Raw genomic sequence first — 16,575 nt, forward strand, 5'->3', positions numbered from 1 at the left:
TTATTCGGTCTCATGTGCCGATTCATGCCGCAGGTTGCGGCTGATTCGGCGCTGAAGCTGTGCGATTGTCTGAATCGAGTGCTTCGTCATAGTTGCCGACACGTGCGGTGATGGTGTCGAAGTCGAAGCGTTCCTGGCGGCTGGCGAGGCTCATGACCACACACACCAGGGTGCTGGTGCCGTAAGCGGTCAGTGAGGCCAGCAGGACGGTGTAGTCGCGCAGGAAGTCAGTCGCGAAGATCAGCATGGCGATCATGGCCGCGATTCCAGCAAGGATGCCGAGAATGCGCCCCAGGAAGCCGAATACCATCAGTCCGATGATCACCCCGCCACCGATGCTGGCGAGCAGCTCGAAGAACAGACCGCTCATGCCGGTCAGCGGCACCAGTTCAAAGCGTGCCAGGCAGAACACCACCATCGCGACGATGACCGACGTGGTGAAGGCAGTATTGGTCACGCGATTCCAGAAGCAGCTGGCGATGACCGGGAAGACGATCGCGCCCCACAGAGCCCCGACGAAGACCAGCATCACCAGGATATCCAGTGAGAAGCTGGCGAAGACGATGCCCAGCACCGTGGCGATGATCATGGTCAAGCGGCCGATGAAGAGCATGCGCTTCGGGTCTGGCTTGCCGCGGGCGATATTCTTGCCATAGACATCGGCCATGATGATGGCGGACAGCGCGGAAAGGTCGGAATCCGCGGTGGAGGACAGCGAGCCGATCACGAGAATGAAGAACAGCGCGATGAAGAACGGCGGCAGATACTCGGACACCATCTGCGGGATGAGGTTGTTCATGTCGCCGTTGAGCGGCTCCACCCCAAGTGTCAGTGCCATCAGGCCAATCATGCCCAGGCCGATGACGATGGCGCCATAGCCCAGCGTCGCGGTGAGGAAGGTCGGCTTGATGTGGTCTTCGTTGACGGCGAACAGGCGCTGAGAAATGGTCTGGTTACCGATCGCATAGGCCAGTACCGCGACGAAGAAGGGCGCCCCCTGGTTCAGGATGGCATCTGTCGAGAAGAAATCGGCCTGCTCAGGCGTCAGATTATCCAGGCCAGCGACCAGCTCTGTCGGGCCGCCCATGGCGAAGAACACCGCTGGAATGATCACGATGGCGATCGCCATCAGGGCAACCAGTTGCGCGAAGTCGGTCAGTACCGAGGCGCGGAAGCCGGACCACAGGGTATAGAACAGCACCCCCACACCCGCCATGATCACGCCTGCCTGGAAGGACAGCGGCGAGAGTACGGACACGAGCGCCCCGGCGGCGGTGAAGTTGACCATCAGGCTGATCACGCTACCCAGCAGGTTGGAGAGCGCCAGAATCAGCTGGCTGGAGGAGCCATGACGTGCATGGATCAGCTCGCCCAGTGTATGCGCATTGGGTGCCAGCTTGCGGAAGCGGCGGCCGAAGGGGTAGATGAACAGAATCATCAGTGCGCCCCACAGGCCATAGTGGATCGGTCCTGATACGCCATAGGTATAGCCGGAGGTGGCGGCGGCATAGAAGGAGGCCGCCCAGATCCAGGTAGCCGTCATGCTTGCCGCGCCCATGCCGAAGCCTACGCGATGGTTGGAGACCATGAAGGCATCGGCATCTTCATTTTTCTTGCGGATCCCCAGCGTTATCAAGTAGGTGCCGCCATAGAAGGCAAGCAGCAGCAGTACGACAGTCAGGGTAGAGAATTGATATAGCGATTCGTTGTTCAAGAACTGGCCCTCGGTAGGGAAACAGGGCGCTACGCAACGCAGTTGCCAGAGGGAAACGGTTGTCGATAGCGACGAGTAAGGAGGGGAAGGTTCTTAGCCGTGGACGTAGTTCAGCGTCATTTGCTCAAGCAAATGGCATCCAGCGCAGCACGTGGGCCGCGTCATCAATAATCGGCAATCTCGGTCAATGAAGACGGAGTTGGTGGCACTTCCCGGTCAGGCGGGAACTTGGGGGAGGGCGGCGTGGCATGCATCTGCCTTCATCGGAATAATGATATCGCATACGCGTCCTTGTTCTCGGTCAAGCCTTGCAAGGGCGCTGATGCGAGTTGTTGGTCAGCCCCAAGCTTGGCAAAACAGTGTTTTTATATTGTCTCGTTATCAAATGCGTCGACAACGATAAATTATGCGCATGTCAATGTCCACACCCTGGGAGGAGAAGCTTGCTTCTCATCCAAGTCAACGATGGTTGGACGAGTGGCGAGCAACGACACTCAGTGGGGTAAGACGTGGCAGAGCAGCATGCGAGACATGACTTGTTATATAAATAAGCTTCCTCGGTATTACTCATTACTATTTATAACTTCTGGATTTCACCAGCAAGCTGAATAAATGGTTGTCATTCCGATATGCGTATTACTTGTCCAATACTGCAGACACATACTTGCTCAATGGCTCAGGCAACGACTGACTCGGCTTGGAAGAGGACGTTGCTTGATGGGAGGGTGGGTCTTCAAAGCGGCCGGCCCACGGTAAAACGCCCTGTCTGAAGACAGGGCGTTATAAACATGCCCAAGGTAGGCATGCGCAGCACAAGGCTTGGCTTACCGAGAGCTTTCTGCCGTCTTGCGGGTGCTTTCCCAGCGCAGGTGCGCTTCAGGAGAATAGCTACGTGACGGCGTGTGCTCGAGACCGATCTTGGCGGTACCGATCGACACCAGACGCAGCAGGGACGCCGTGGCGGCAATCACGATGAACAGTGCCGGCACACCGCCGAGGTTGGAGAGCATCTTGATGCCATCAATGCCCACGAAGGCCGTCATGATCCAGGCGACGGCGCCGATCGTGCAGCCCCAGATGATCTTCATGAGCAGACGATCATTGGTATTTTCATCACTGTCACCGGCCATGGCGGCCTGGCTGTCGGTGCTGCACAGCTGGCTGATCGCTTCGGTGTTGGAGTCGGCTGCCGTCACGAAAGACAGGAAGGCGATGATCAGGAAGATGGCGCTGACCAGGGTGCTCATCGGCAGTTCATCAAACAGGGCATAGATGACGGAGCCTGCACCAGACTCATTCAGCAGTTGGTAAAGCGCACCGCCACTTTGCATGTCGAACTGGATAGTGGAGCTTGCGAAGACACTCACGTAGGTGATCGAGAACAGTGCCGGCGCGACCAGGTTGATCAGCATGAACTGGCGCACGGTATAGCCCCGGGAAATCTTGCCCAGGAACAGGGCGGAAATCGGTGCCCATGCCATCCAGTTGGCCCAGTAGAAGATACTCCAGCTTTTCGGCCACGGATCGTCATCGAAGGCCCCGGTGAACAGGCTCTTTTGCATGAAGTTGTTGAAATACTCACCTGCGGCTTCGGTGCCATAGCCAAGAATGGTCTGGGTCGGGCCACACAGGAAGACAAAGGCCATGAAGACGAAGAAGGCCTTGGCATTGATGGCAGATAGACGCGCAATGCCTTTCTGCAGACCACTGGCCGCGGAGGCGGTAAAGCAGGCCACGATGGCCAGAGTCACCAGTGCCAGCATCAGCGGGCCAGTGCCGGTGCCCAGAAAGCGGTCCAGCCCACCGGCCAGTGTCATGGCGCCGGTGCCCAATGACGAGGCCATGCCGCAGACCAGTGCAAACAGCGCCAGTGCATCCAGCGCACGGCCCTTGCGACCTATCAGGCGATCACCCAGCAGCGGCACGAAGAGCGTGCCGAGCGAGAACGGCTTGCCCAGGTTGTAATGCATCAGAGCGAACAGCAATGCCGGGACGGTATAGATCGCATAGGGCGTGAATGACCAATGCAGGAACATCGTCGAGAGCGCGAATCTGGCAGCCTCAGGTGTATTGGCAACCACATCGAGTGAACCTGGTGGAGTATGCAGGTGATAGAGCGGTTCTGCGGTCGACCAGAACATGATGCCGACGGCCAGCGTGGTACATAGCGTGATGGAAAACCAGCGCCAGGGTGTCAGGATCCGCGTGGCATTTTCACCCCCGATCCGGGTCCGGCCCAGTGGTGACAGGTAAGTGATCAAGCATGTCACCACCATCGCCAATGCCGTAATCGAGAACAGCCAACCGAACTTGTCGAGCACCCAGTCATTCAAGGCCGTCGTGGTGGCGAGGAATCCTTCGAGATTGATGAGGCTTGCTGCCACCGCGACCATCAACAGGATGAACGGTGGCCAGAAGACCAGGGGGCGGATGGAAGAGCCAAACATACGCATTCCTATAATTTCTTGTGAGGGTGCGGATCCTAACTCATAAAATTCTGTTTTGTCAGCGTTGAGATTCGCTCATCAACGGCGTATATACGCGCGCGTTCATGTAATGCGCTGGCGGGATTTTCAGGAAGTGCTGTCCGGAAATTGCATCAGTGGCTCACACCCTCTGACCATCTCGCAGGCTGTATGGCTCACGCCACCATGCGAGCCATGACACTCAAGAGAAAACCATGACACCCCCGTCGCCTCTCGGCCGGGGGTGTCATGGTTTCTCCTTGAGGACTTGAGTATCACGCCATCTCGAGCTGACTCAGCTGGACTGGGAAGATTGCCAACGCTGATGGGCTTCTGCCGAATAACTGCGTGACGGCGTGTGCTCGAGGCCGATCTTGGCGGTGCCGATCGAGACTAGACGTATCAGAGACGCCGTGGCACCGATCACGATGAAGAGCGCTGGTACCCCGCCGAGGTTGGAGAGCATCTTGATGCCGTCGATGCCGACGAAGGAAGTCATGATCCAGGCGACGGCGCCGATGGTCGAGCCCCAGACGATCTTCATCATCAGTCGGCCCTTGCTGCGCTCTTCGCTTTCGTTGCCTGCCAGGGCCGCCTGGCTATCCGAGCTGCAGAGTTGGCTGATGGCGTCGGTATTGGAGTCGGCCGCTGTCACGAAGGACAGGAAGGCGATGACCAGGAAGATTCCCCCCACCAGAGAGCTCATCGGTAGCTCATCGAATAGTGCGTAGATCACCGAGCCAGCCCCGGCCTCGCTGAGAATCGTGTTGAGTGCCCCGGCGGTATCCATGTCGAGCTTCAATGTCGTGCTGCTGAACACCGCGACATAGATGATCGAGAAGAGCGAGGGCGCCACCATGTTGATCAGCATGAACTGCCGCACGGTATACCCCCGTGAGATCTTGCCCAGGAACAAGGCCGAAATCGGTGCCCATGCCATCCAGTTGGCCCAGTAGAAGATGGTCCAGCTCTGTGGCCAGGGGTCATTGTCGAAGGCCCCGGTGAACAGATTCTTGCTCATGAAGTTGGTGAAGTATTCGCCAGCCGCTTCCGTGCCGTAGCCCAGGATGGTCAGCGTCGGACCGAAGGCGAACACGAAGATGAGAAAGGCGAAGAAGGCCTTGGCGTTGATGGCGGACAGGCGTGCGATGCCTTTTTGTAGACCACTGGCCGCCGAAGCGGTAAAACACAGCACGATCGCGAGGGTGACGATGCCCAACATCAGCGGGCCCGAGCCAGTGCCGAGGAAGCGGTCGATACCGCCTGCCAGTGTCATGGCCCCTGTGCCGAGGGATGATGCCATGCCACAGACCAGGGCGAAGAGCGCGAGTGCATCGAGCGCACGTCCCTTGCGACCGATCAGTCGATCTCCCAGCAGTGGCACGAACAGGGTCCCGAGCGAGAAGGGCTTGCCGAGGTTGTAATGCATCAGGGCAAAGATCAGCGCAGGGACGGTGTAGATCGCATAGGGCGTGAACGACCAGTGCAGGAACATGGTCGAGAGCGCGAACCGCGCGGCTTCCGGGCTATTGGCGGCAATGTCCAGCGAGGTGGGCGGCGAGTGCAGATGATAAAGCGGCTCTGCGGTCGACCAGAACATGATGCCCACGGCCAACGTGGTGCATAACGTGATGGAGAACCAACGCCATGGAGACAACAGTCGCGTCGCGTTCTCACCGCCGATACGGGTGCGGCCCAGCGGCGAAAGATAGGCTATGAGGCAGGCCACCACCATGCTGAGCGCCGTGATGGAAAACAACCAGCCTAACTTGCTCAGTACCTGGTTGTTGAGATTGGTAGTGACAGCCAGAAAGCTGTCGAGATCGATCAAGCTCGCCAATACGGAGGCGAACAGCAGAATGAAAGGTGGCCAGAAGACCAGTGGGCGCACGGATGCTCCGAACATTTGATACTCCTCGATCTTGTTGTCGGGTATAGCCGATCATCTTGTTGTCAGGTGTTACCGATCATCTCGGGGTGGCGCTTGACGTCTTGTCTGCGCCGATCAGGGACCTCATCGGTAAGGGGGAATGAGCGTCTGATCATGTAGGGACGATCATCTGATTTTGCAACGTCAGTGCTCGAGGAGGAGGCGGAATGACGTCAGCTTTCCGGGCTCCCTGTGACATGCAGCGAACTGCCGTGCAGCGTATTGCAGTGAAGAGCGAAAAATCTTCCATCCTGTCGCTGGCAGAATGTCAGGGGTCGTGATGGGGATAGTAAAAACGCCCGTATAAGCAGCAAGACCGATGATCCTGATGAGGACTCATCGCACTTGAGGTTTCTCTCGCAACAATTCGCGAATCATCTCTGCGCAAGTATCGAAGATCGGGTGCGTCAGGCTGGGGGAACGATGGAGTTCAATTTCGGCAGTGGGTAGCGCCGGAAGCCCTGTCTCGGTGCCCAGCTCACACCAGTCCTCAGGCAGCGAGCGTCGATCAGCCACCGTGATGGCATGGCCCTGATTGACGATGACTCTCAAACCACTGGGGCTTTGACTGGTGGAATCGATACGCCAGCTGCGTTCTGCCTGGGTCAGGGCGGACAATGCCCTTTCGCGATAGATGCATTGTTCGGGGAACAGCGCCAACGGCAGCGGAGTGGAAGGGTCCAGCACAAAGCGTTGATGCGCCGCCCACACGACAGGCTCGCGAGACAGCAGTTCCCCCTGGCGTTGTTGGTTGTGGCTGACCGCGATGACCAGGTCCAGCTGTCCGGCATCGAGCTGTTCCAGCAGTTCCGTGGACATCCGGCAGTGGATGTGTGGCCGGATCTGGGGGTAGCGCTCGCCGAGATGTGCCAGCAGCTGTGGCAGCCAGGTGGTGGCGTAATCCTCCGGCAAGCCGAGGCGTAACGTGATCGGGTGGTCGTTTTCGCTGAGGGCGGCCACGGCTTCGCGTTGCAGTTGCAGGATTCGTCGTGCGTAACGCAGAAACGTTCGCCCGGCATTGGTCAATTCCATATGACGGCTGGTTCGCATCAGCAGTCGATAGCCAAGTCGCTCCTCGAGGGTGCTGATGCGCAGACTGACAGTGGACTGCGTGCGATGCAGATGCCGCGATGCCTGAGTGAAGCTCCCGCTGTCAGCCACCGTCACGAATGCCAGTAGCAGATCCGTATCCAGCGATGGCAGCGGGCGAGGGGTATCTGTGCTTGATGTATCGGGTTTGCCGATGGATTTCATTGGAATGACTCGTTTCTCAAATGCATGGATTCTGGCCAGCATAGTGCCTGACCCATGAGCTGTCTTGTCCCCCAGCCCCACGACGTGAGGATACCTCCGTGACTGACCTGACTTCCGCGATGCCCCCGCAATTGGCCGATGCCGAGACCGTCGATCTCTCCGCGTTGATCGATACCGAGCGTTACCCCCTGCATGACCCCCGATCTCCGGTGCTTGAGGCCACGATCGCCAAGGCGCGTGAAGATCTCGAGCGTGAGGGTTGCGCCGTGTTGAGAGGATTTCTGCGTCCGGAGCGCCTTGCGCAGATGCAAGCGGAAACGGCCCGTCTCGCCGAGACCGCGTTCTACAACACCCGCGAGGTGAATGCCTATTTCACGGCCGATGACGACCGCTTGCCCCAACAGGACCCGCGTCGCTTGTTCATGACGCGCACCAGCGGCTTCGTGACGCGCGACATGATCCCTGCCGATAGCCTGATGCAGCGGCTGTACGTCTCGCAGGCCATGAAGCAACTGGTGTCTGCCTGTCTTGGGCGCGAGCGGGTGTACGAGTATGCCGACCCCTTTGCCGGGCTCGTGCTCAACGTACTGCCAGATGGCACCGAGCAACCCTGGCACTACGACACCAACGAATTCATCGTCACCATGATGACGCAACAGCCCGAAAGCGGTGGTCAGTTCGAGTATTGCCCCGGCATCCGTACCCCCAACGATGAGCACTATGCTGCCGTGGGCGAAGTGATCCGGGGAGAGTCGCGTGAAGCGGTGAAGACCCTGAGCCTCAACCCGGGCGATCTGCAGTTGTTCAAGGGGCGGTTCAGTCTGCACCGCGTTACGCAGGTATCGGGTCAGGTCCCCCGGTTGACGGCGATCTTCGCGTATTCCGAAACGCCGGGAGTGGTCGGCCGGCTTGAGCGTACGCGTCAGCTGTATGGACGCGTCTCGGAGCAGCACATTCTGGCGGAAGCCCAGCACGTCCAGCGCGCCGACGGTCTGCTCGACTGATCGACGATCGGTGTCCCCGTGACGCCTTCTCAACTTGCATGCGCCTTTTGAGCGCTTGATCGAACACTTCCCACAGAGCACTCCACATGAAAATGGACCTGACAGCGATGGGCATTCTGGCCCCGACCCATGCACTGGAAGACTGCGAACCGACGTCGGAAGAGATTGCGCAGATCCAATGCGACCGACTTGCGCGTGTTCGCCAGGAGCTGGCCCGTCGCGATATCACGGCGGCAGTTCTGTTCGACCCGGCCCATGTCCGCTATGCCACCGGGTCTCGTAACATGCAGGTATACAGTTCGCGCAATCCGGCTCGCTACGTATTCGTCCCCGCGGCAGGGCCGGTCGTGCTGTTCGAGTTCTCGGGGTGTGAACACCTGGCCAGCCATCTGCCGACCGTGGACGAGATTCGTCCGGCCAAGGCGATTTCCTATTATTTCAATGAGAAGAATACGGAAGCCGTCACCACAGCCTGGGCGGATGAAATCATCGATCTGGTGCGTCAGTGCGGCGGAGGTGAGCGGATCGCCATCGAAAGCGCGACCGCGGAAGCCGCTTTCATGCTCGAGCAGCGAGGCTATCAAGTGCTGGATGCTCAGGAGCCTCTTGAGCAGGCGCGAGCCTTCAAGGTACCCAACGAGATAAAGATGATTCGCTCCTCGCTGAGAGCGGTCGAGGAGGGAGTGCGCAAACTGGAGGCCTCCATACGGCCCGGGGTCACCGAGAATCACGTCTGGTCCCGACTGCATCAGCACATCATCGAGACAGACGCCGACTTCATCGAGACACGCCTCATGAATTCCGGGCCGCGCACCAACCCCTGGTTCCAGGAATGTTCCGACCGGATCATCCAGGCGGGAGAACTGGTCGCGCTGGATACCGATGTGGTCGGGCGTTACGGGTACTACGCGGATTTCTCGAGAACCTTCCTGTGTGGCACGGGTGAGGCCAGCGCCGAGCAGAAATCGCTCTATCGCATGGCGTATGACCAGATCCAGACCAACATGGAAAATCTCAAGCCGGGGGTCAGCTTCAAGGAGTACGCTGAACGCGCCTGGCGAATCCCTCCCGCTTACCGCGCGCGTCGTTACTTTGCCCTGGCGCATGGTGTCGGGATGAACGGCGAGTATCCCTACATCGTTCATCGCGAGGATATCGAGGACAAGGGCTACGACGGCATCCTCCAACCGGGGATGACACTATGCGTGGAGAGCTATATCGGACATGAGTCCGGCGGCGAAGGCGTCAAGCTCGAAGAGCAGCTGTACATTCGTGACGATGGTCAGGTGGAGCTGTTGTCCGACTACCCCTTCGATGAGCGCCTGCTGAGCCAGGTCGTCTGAGCCAGGCCGTTTGAGCCAGGCCGGTTGAGCCGGGCCCGGGTAGCTTGCCGAGGCACATCGGCATTACGCGCCATGGCGGCTTTGGTAACATGATGTCAATTGTGCGGGTGGCTGTCAGCGACGGTCACCCGCTTTGCCATTGTCTCATGGCGAAAGAGGGCCTGATGGCAGCCGTGTGCCGTGAACGGGAGAGAGCGTCGAGAACGACTATCGTTCATGGGGTACCAGTTGCTTCCTGCTCGCCTTTTGCCCTTCGTGAGTGCCGTCTATGCCAACCCCTCTGCCACTGCAGAAACTGCCGCCCTTGAGTTCGTTGAAAGGGTTTGAAGCTGCTGCGCGTCTGCTGAGTCTCCGCGCGGCTGCCGAGGAGCTGAATCTGACGCATCCGGCCATCGCCAACCAGATTCAGCGTCTCGAAGAGAGTCTGGACGTCAAGTTGTTCGCACGTGAAGGCCGTCATGTGGTGCTGACGGCGGCTGGCGAGCGTTTCTATCCGGTAGTGCGTGAAGCGCTGGCGGGCCTGGTGCAAGGCGCCGAGTCTCTGCGCCAGATGCAGCATGCCCAGCCGCTGACGATTCAGGTCTATGTCACGACCTCGATTCGCTGGTTGGCACCTCGCTTGTCACATTTTCAGGCCATGCATCCTGAAGTCGAGCTCAAGCTGATGACGTGCAGTCTCGGCTGGGAGTTCGATGAGGCCAATGCCGATATCGGTATCGTCTTTCGTGATGCGCCGCTGGCGGATCACCTGCACTGGCAGCCGTTGTTCGAGTCACGTCTCTTCCCGGTATGCAGCCCCCAGCTGTTGGGCGACGATGCACGCCCGGTTCCCGCGGATGCCTTGAAGACGCTGCCGTTGATCGGGGTCTACACCGAGGGCTGGAATTGGGAGAGTTACTTTGAAGCATTGTCGCTAGGCCCTTGTCCCACCCGCAATTGCATCGTGGTCGACACCTTGGCCGTCGCCCTGGAGATGGCGGCGCGCGGGGAGGGTGTCGCACTGGTCAACGGGCCCTTTGCCGACGATGACCTGGCGAACGGTCGACTCATCAACCCGACTGGTCAAGTGACGACCGGGCGCGGTGAATGGGGTGCTGTCTGTCATCGTGAGCTGGAGCGGGACCCGCGCGTCGCGACCCTCCTTGGCTGGCTGGAGGCACAGAGTCGCAGCGCGCCCATCTGATGCGCCAGAGCGAGAGCTGTTACGTGACAACGCCACCTTCGGGTGGCGTTTTTCGTTTCCGGGTTCCGGGTTCCGGGCATTTGCCGGTTGAACGCAGCTTGTTGTCAGCAGACACGAGGTCTGAGGAGGCTCACAAGAATTGTTACCAATCGCCAAATTCTTATGAATTGTTGGCAGGCAGGCCGGCCAGTAGGGTGAGCCCCAAGATGACATGGGCCACACCGGACAGGATTTTCCTCCGTCCCGGTGGCCCTGTGCAGTACACCGGACAGCCAGCAGGCAGACAGCAGAGAGGACAGCACATGAAAGTCGGATTCATCGGTCTCGGTAACGTGGGTGGCAAGCTGGCAGGTAGTCTGCTGCGCAACGGACATGACGTCACCGTGCGTGACCTTGACCCGGAAGCCGCCAAGCCTTTCCTCGCGCAGGGTGCCAAGTGGGCGGATTCTGCCAGGGAACTCGCCGAAGCCAATGACATGGTGATCACCTGCCTGCCGTCTCCGGCTGCCTGCAGCGCCGTGATGGAATGCGATGACGGCATCATTGCCGGTCTGCGTGAAGGCAAGATCTGGCTCGAGATGAGTACTACCGATGACAGCGAACTGCGTCGCATCGCCGACAAGGTGCTGGCCACCGGTGCCAAGGCACTGGAAGCCCCGGTCTCAGGCGGCTGCCACCGCGCCGCCACCGGCAATATCTCGATCTTCGTCGGCGGTGATCGTGAATCTTTCGAGCAGGTGCTGCCGGTGCTGACCAACCTGGGTCGCCGTGTCCTGCACACCGGGGAGCTGGGCACCGCCTCCGTGCTCAAGGTGATGACCAACTACCTGGCCACCGCCAACCTGTGCGCCGTCGCCGAAGCCCTGACCGTCTGCAAGAAGGCCGGCATGGACATGAATACCACCTACGAGGCGATCAAGATTTCCTCGGGTAACTCCTTCGTCCACGAGACCGAGTCCCAGGTCATCCTGAACGGAAGCCGCAACATCAGCTTCACCATGGATCTGGTGCTCAAGGATGTCGGCCTGTTCGACACCCTGGCCAGGAACCTGGATGTGCCGCTGGAAATCTCCCCGATGCTGATGGACATCTTCCGCGATGGTCAGGAGCGCTTCGGTCCGCGTGAGTGGTCATCCAACATCATCCGTCGCCTCGAGGAAGCCGCCGATGTCCGTGTGCTCGGCACTGGCTTCCCGGCAGAGCTGACCGATGACGAGCCGGAAGAAGTCGGCTACGAGGTCGGCGTTACCGGCCGCAACTGAGCCGTGAAGACTGCCCTGGAGCGCCGTGCGAATGGCCTCCGGGGTATTTGCCTTTGAGACTCACCCTCAGGGAAAGTGTTATCTCCCACCAGCAACGAGAGGTCTGGCATGCAACATCACGACAACTTCTACATCAATGGCCACTGGCAGGCACCCTTCGGGCACGAGCGCATGGAGGTCATCAATCCGGCCACCGGCGAGCTGTGTGCCAGTGTGCCGCGCGCCGGCGAGCAGGATGTGGAGGCTGCCATCATGGCAGCAAGTCAGGCGCTGCCTGCCTGGTCCACGACATCTGCGCAGGAACGCCACGACATCCTGATGGCGGCAGCGGATGAGATGCAGCGTCGCTTCGATGAGCTGCGCGACGTGCAGGTGCTCACCATGGGGTGCCCGGTGCAACTGGCCGGCGCGCTGCACGTGGAAGGCCCCATCGAGGGTATGCGTTACTACGCCGAACGCGCCTTCCAGATGGAAGAAGATGAGCGCAAGGGCGATGTGACCCTGATGCGCGAGCCCATCGGCGTCTGCTCGCTGATCAATCCGTGGAACTATCCGCTGCATCAGTTGATCGGCAAGCTGGCCCCGGCGCTGGCGGCAGGCTGCACCGTGATCGCCAAGCCGGCAGAGCAGACGCCGCTCCAGGACTTCATCATGGCCGAGATCTTCGAGAAGGTCGGTCTGCCTGCTGGCGTCTTCAATGTGGTGACGGGCGAGGGCAGCGAGATAGGCCCGGTGATGTCCGGCCATCCGCAGGTCGACATGGTGTCCTTCACTGGCTCCACCGTTGCCGGTAGCAAGGTCGCCGAGAGTGCCGCGCCCACCGTCAAGCGTGTCTGTCAGGAACTGGGCGGCAAGTCGCCGCTGCTGGTGACGGAAGATGCCGACCTGGCCGCAGCCGTGCGCTTGAACGTCGAGAACGTGATGGCCAACACCGGCCAGACCTGCGACGCCTTCACGCGTCTGCTGGTGCCGCGTTCACGCATGGAAGAGGCGACCCGTCTGGCAGTCGAGATCGCCAATGAGCAGGTGGTGGGTGACCCGAATGATCCGGCGACCACCATGGGGCCGCTGGTCTCTCAGCGTCAGCGCGAGCGGGTGCTTGATCTGGTGCAGCGGGCCATCAACGACGGTGTCGAGCTGGCGCTGGGTGGCGTCGAGCCGCCCGAAGGGCTCGAGAAGGGCTGCTATGTGCGGCCGACCATCTTCACCAATGTCAGCAATGAAATGGAGATCGCCCGTGAGGAGGTCTTCGGCCCGGTGCTGTGCATCCTGCCCTACGATGACGTGAAGCAGGGGATCGCCATCGCCAATGATAGCGTCTATGGCCTGTCATCTGCAGTCTATGCGCGTGACGCCGAGGCAGCATTGCCGATCGCCCGCTGCATGCAGGCAGGGCAATGCTATCTGCAAGGGGCAGAGTTCTCCTTCGATGCGCCCTTCGGTGGCTACAAGCGTTCCGGCAACGGCCGTGAATGGGGCGACGAAGGCCTGGCGGAATATGTCGAGGTCAAGGCACTGCTCGGTGCGCCGGTCATCTCCTGACAGGAGGCGAATGACGCCGCCGTGATGCCACGCAAGATACCCGTGATTCGTGAGGCCAGGCTGGCCTTGTGAATCACGGGTATCTTGCATTCGCGCCATCGACCATTCGCGCCATCGACAAAAGACACCCTCAAGGCGCTTGTCGGCTGTCGCGGATGCGCTTCGCTATCAGAGCAACGCCCATCGCGTCTGTCACATCGCTGAGTACTGAAAAATACCTATATGCTCAGTGCTAAAAATACCTATATATAGTGGCAAGACTTTGTGCGGTGCAGCATGGCTGGCTCGCCAGGTGCCGTTTTTGACCTCAGATGATGCGCGAGGAGAGCTGACGCGCTGCCTGAACCAGATGCTTGGAGTAGGCGCGAGCCTGCTGCGGATTCAGGCAGTCTTGGCTGATGACGGCGCTGATGGCGGCAATGGGCTCGTTGCGCATGTTCAGCACGGGCGCCGCGATACAGCTCAGCTGTCCTTCAGCCTCGCCGCTGGACACCGCATATCCCAGGCGTTGTGCGCGTTCAAGCTCGGCATCCATCTCGTCACGGCGTTCGGCCAGGCCGGGCGTGCTCCGCGTTGCAGCTTCCAGATACAGTTGGCATGAGGCATCGGGGCGCATGGCGAGAATCGCCTTGCCGGCGGCACAGGCGTGCTGGGCCATGGTCTTGCCGATGTAGAGGTTGTAGCTGCCACTGCCGGAGGCATCGACCTTCGAGATCACCACCACCTGATCCCCGATGGGGATGCACAGGAAGATCGAGCGGTGAATCTCGTTCTTGAGAATCTCGGCGATGGGGTAGAAGACCGGAATCAGGCTCTGCTTGTTGTAGATCGTCGAGGAGATCTGGAAGATGCGCGAGCCGATGCAGTAGGACTTCTTGCGACCGGGATCATGGGCGACCAGCTGGTGATGCAGCAGGGAGTTGATCACGCGGTGTCCGGTGGCAGGCGAGATGCCGGTGGACTCGCAGATTTCCGAGAGCGTCAGCGGGTAGGAGGCTGCCGCAAGCAGATCCAGAATCATGACACTGTGGTCGACGGCAGGGGCTTTGGTCTTCTCGTGATTCATGAACGCGGGGACACTCCGAAACGCGAATCTCGGTCACAGGCGGCGTGCATCCGGGGCTGTGACGCTTTGACGACGGATGAACGATGCCACATACGGCATCTCTCATGCGCTGAAAATAAAACGGCCCATAGGGTACCAGACCCATGGGCCGTGCGCGGGTTGTTTGGTGGCTGACCTCGGCTCACTCGGCGTGATCGGCCAGCACCAGGTCCGCGCCTTTTTCCGCCACCATCATCACCGGCGCATTCAGGTTGCCGGAGGTGATATTGGGGAAGATGGCGGCATCGATGACGCGCAGCCCCGCCACACCATGCACCTTCAGCCGGCTGTCGACCACGGCGTTCGCCTTGTCCGGGCCCATCGCGCAGGAGCCGCACAGGTGGTAGATGGAGCCACCTTGGGAGCGGAAATACGCAAGCATGCTGTCCTCATCCTGGACCGTCTCGGCCGGGGCGACCTCGCACTCGGTGATGGCCTTGAGCGCGGGCGCGCCCATCAGCTTGCGCACCAGACGACTGCCCTGGATGACCTCATCGATATCCTTCTGGGTACTGAGGTAGTTGGGGCAGATCGTCGCCGGATCTGCCGGGTCTGCCGAGGACAGTGAAATGCTGCCACGGCTGGTCGGTCGGCAGGAATTGAAGGCCAGCAGGAAGCCGGAATACGGCTCCGGTGTCAGCTTGGCCTTCGGGTCGTTGGGAATCTGGTAGGACATCGGGTTGAAGTAGAGCTGGATGTTCGGCTCTGACTCCGCCTCGCTGCCCCGGAAGAACCCTCCGGCCTGATTCACGCTCATGCCCAGCGGCCCGCTGCGGTTGATCAGATACTGCAGCCCTGCCTTTGCCTGGCCCCAGAAGGATGCGAAGTCATCATTCAGCGTGGTGCGATTGGCGCGGTAGTAGTAGCTGGCACACAGATGGTCCTGCAGGTTCTGCCCGACGGCCGGCAGGTCTACCTGTGTCTGGATACCATGCGTCGCCAGCGCCTCACGCTCGCCGATCCCCGAAAGCTGCAGCAGCTTCGGGGAGTCCACCGCGCCAGCGCAGAGAATGACCTCGCGATGTGCTGACACCTCGATGACCTCGTCATCAAGCCGGTAGACGACACCCGTGGCGCGCTTGCCGCCATCGGGCGTCTCTTCCAGCGTCACGCGTTCCACCCGACAGATATGCTTGAGCGTGAGGTTGTCGCGTGACAGCGCCGGCTTCAGGTAGGCGGTGTTGCTGGAATCCCGCTGTCCCTTGCGGATGTTGGCCTCATAGATGCCAGCACCCTCGAAGTGTTCGCCATTGAAATCATCATTGAGCGTGTAACCCAGCTCGCGGGCACCTTCCAGCCACGACTGGCAGATCGGGTGCGCGCCATGTTTCAGCGGCGTGATGCCGATCGGCCCCTGGCCGGAGCGATACTCGGTGTCGCCATCCGGGTGGCATTCAAGACGCTTGAAGTAGGGCAGTACCTCGCGATAGGACCAGCCGTCGTTGCCGGCGCGCGCCCAGTCATCGAAGTCCGAGGCCTGGCCCCGGACATAGATCATCGCATTGATGGAGCCGGAGCCACCCTGCACCTTGCCGCGGGGGGTATAGATCTTGCGCCCCCCCATCGCGGCTTCTTCCTTGCTGTAATACATGTAGTTGTAGGTCGGGTTGTAGTAAGTCTTGGCGAACCCGACCGGCACCTTGATCCAGGGCGAGGTGTCCTTGCCGCCGGCCTCCAGCAGCAACACGCTGTGGCGTCCGCTGGCGCTGAGCCGGTTGGCGAGGATACACCCCGCCGACCCGGCACCGACAATGATGAAATCGTATTGCATCG

General features: G+C 60.1%; 11 protein-coding genes. 5 read left to right on the top strand and 6 right to left on the bottom strand.

What is annotated here, in order from left to right:
* Nucleotides 1–22: 22 nt before the first annotated feature.
* The 4 genes from AC5WNJ_RS06510 to AC5WNJ_RS06525 form a co-directional block, all read right to left on the bottom strand.
* The gene (locus tag AC5WNJ_RS06510; RefSeq protein WP_495930750.1) at nt 23–1,714 is read right to left on the bottom strand and encodes a sodium:solute symporter family protein; all 1,692 of its coding nucleotides are present in this window, start codon (nt 1,712–1,714) and stop codon (nt 23–25) included.
* Between the two features lie 824 nt (nt 1,715–2,538).
* A complete protein-coding gene (locus AC5WNJ_RS06515) occupies nt 2,539–4,161 on the bottom strand; it encodes a BCCT family transporter (RefSeq protein WP_176676805.1) in 1,623 nt (540 codons plus the stop codon).
* A 313-nt stretch (nt 4,162–4,474) separates the two neighbouring features.
* The gene (locus AC5WNJ_RS06520; RefSeq protein ID WP_495930751.1) at nt 4,475–6,085 is read right to left on the bottom strand and encodes a BCCT family transporter; all 1,611 of its coding nucleotides are present in this window, start codon (nt 6,083–6,085) and stop codon (nt 4,475–4,477) included.
* A gap of 360 nt (nt 6,086–6,445) precedes the next feature.
* Complete coding sequence (locus AC5WNJ_RS06525) at nt 6,446–7,363, bottom strand: LysR substrate-binding domain-containing protein (protein WP_495930752.1); 918 nt, start codon at nt 7,361–7,363, stop codon at nt 6,446–6,448.
* A 98-nt stretch (nt 7,364–7,461) separates the two neighbouring features.
* On the opposite strand from AC5WNJ_RS06525, the gene AC5WNJ_RS06530 reads away from it, so the two are divergent.
* The 5 genes from AC5WNJ_RS06530 (at nt 7,462) to AC5WNJ_RS06550 (ending at nt 13,697) form a co-directional block, all read left to right on the top strand.
* The gene (locus AC5WNJ_RS06530) at nt 7,462–8,367 is read left to right on the top strand and encodes a HalD/BesD family halogenase (protein WP_495930753.1); all 906 of its coding nucleotides are present in this window, start codon (nt 7,462–7,464) and stop codon (nt 8,365–8,367) included.
* An 86-nt stretch (nt 8,368–8,453) separates the two neighbouring features.
* Nucleotides 8,454–9,710 (top strand): M24 family metallopeptidase, encoded by a 1,257-nt coding sequence (locus tag AC5WNJ_RS06535; RefSeq protein WP_495930754.1) that lies wholly within the window; start codon nt 8,454–8,456, stop codon nt 9,708–9,710.
* Between the two features lie 268 nt (nt 9,711–9,978).
* Nucleotides 9,979–10,893, top strand: coding sequence for a LysR substrate-binding domain-containing protein (locus tag AC5WNJ_RS06540; protein ID WP_495930755.1), 915 nt, complete (start codon nt 9,979–9,981; stop codon nt 10,891–10,893).
* A gap of 302 nt (nt 10,894–11,195) precedes the next feature.
* Nucleotides 11,196–12,155 carry an NAD(P)-dependent oxidoreductase gene (locus AC5WNJ_RS06545; protein WP_495930756.1) on the top strand — a complete coding sequence of 320 codons (960 nt, stop codon included), beginning with the start codon at nt 11,196–11,198 and terminating at the stop codon, nt 12,153–12,155.
* A gap of 108 nt (nt 12,156–12,263) precedes the next feature.
* The gene (locus AC5WNJ_RS06550; RefSeq protein ID WP_495930757.1) at nt 12,264–13,697 is read left to right on the top strand and encodes an aldehyde dehydrogenase family protein; all 1,434 of its coding nucleotides are present in this window, start codon (nt 12,264–12,266) and stop codon (nt 13,695–13,697) included.
* Between the two features lie 307 nt (nt 13,698–14,004).
* Here AC5WNJ_RS06550 and AC5WNJ_RS06555 read toward each other — a convergent pair whose 3' ends face one another.
* Complete coding sequence (locus AC5WNJ_RS06555) at nt 14,005–14,763, bottom strand: IclR family transcriptional regulator (RefSeq protein WP_279836693.1); 759 nt, start codon at nt 14,761–14,763, stop codon at nt 14,005–14,007.
* A gap of 181 nt (nt 14,764–14,944) precedes the next feature.
* Nucleotides 14,945–16,573 (bottom strand): GMC family oxidoreductase, encoded by a 1,629-nt coding sequence (locus AC5WNJ_RS06560; RefSeq protein WP_495930758.1) that lies wholly within the window; start codon nt 16,571–16,573, stop codon nt 14,945–14,947.
* Between the last annotated feature and the right edge of the window lie 2 nt (nt 16,574–16,575).

The sequence above is a fragment of the Cobetia sp. PDI-23MA genome (genome assembly GCF_059507735.1).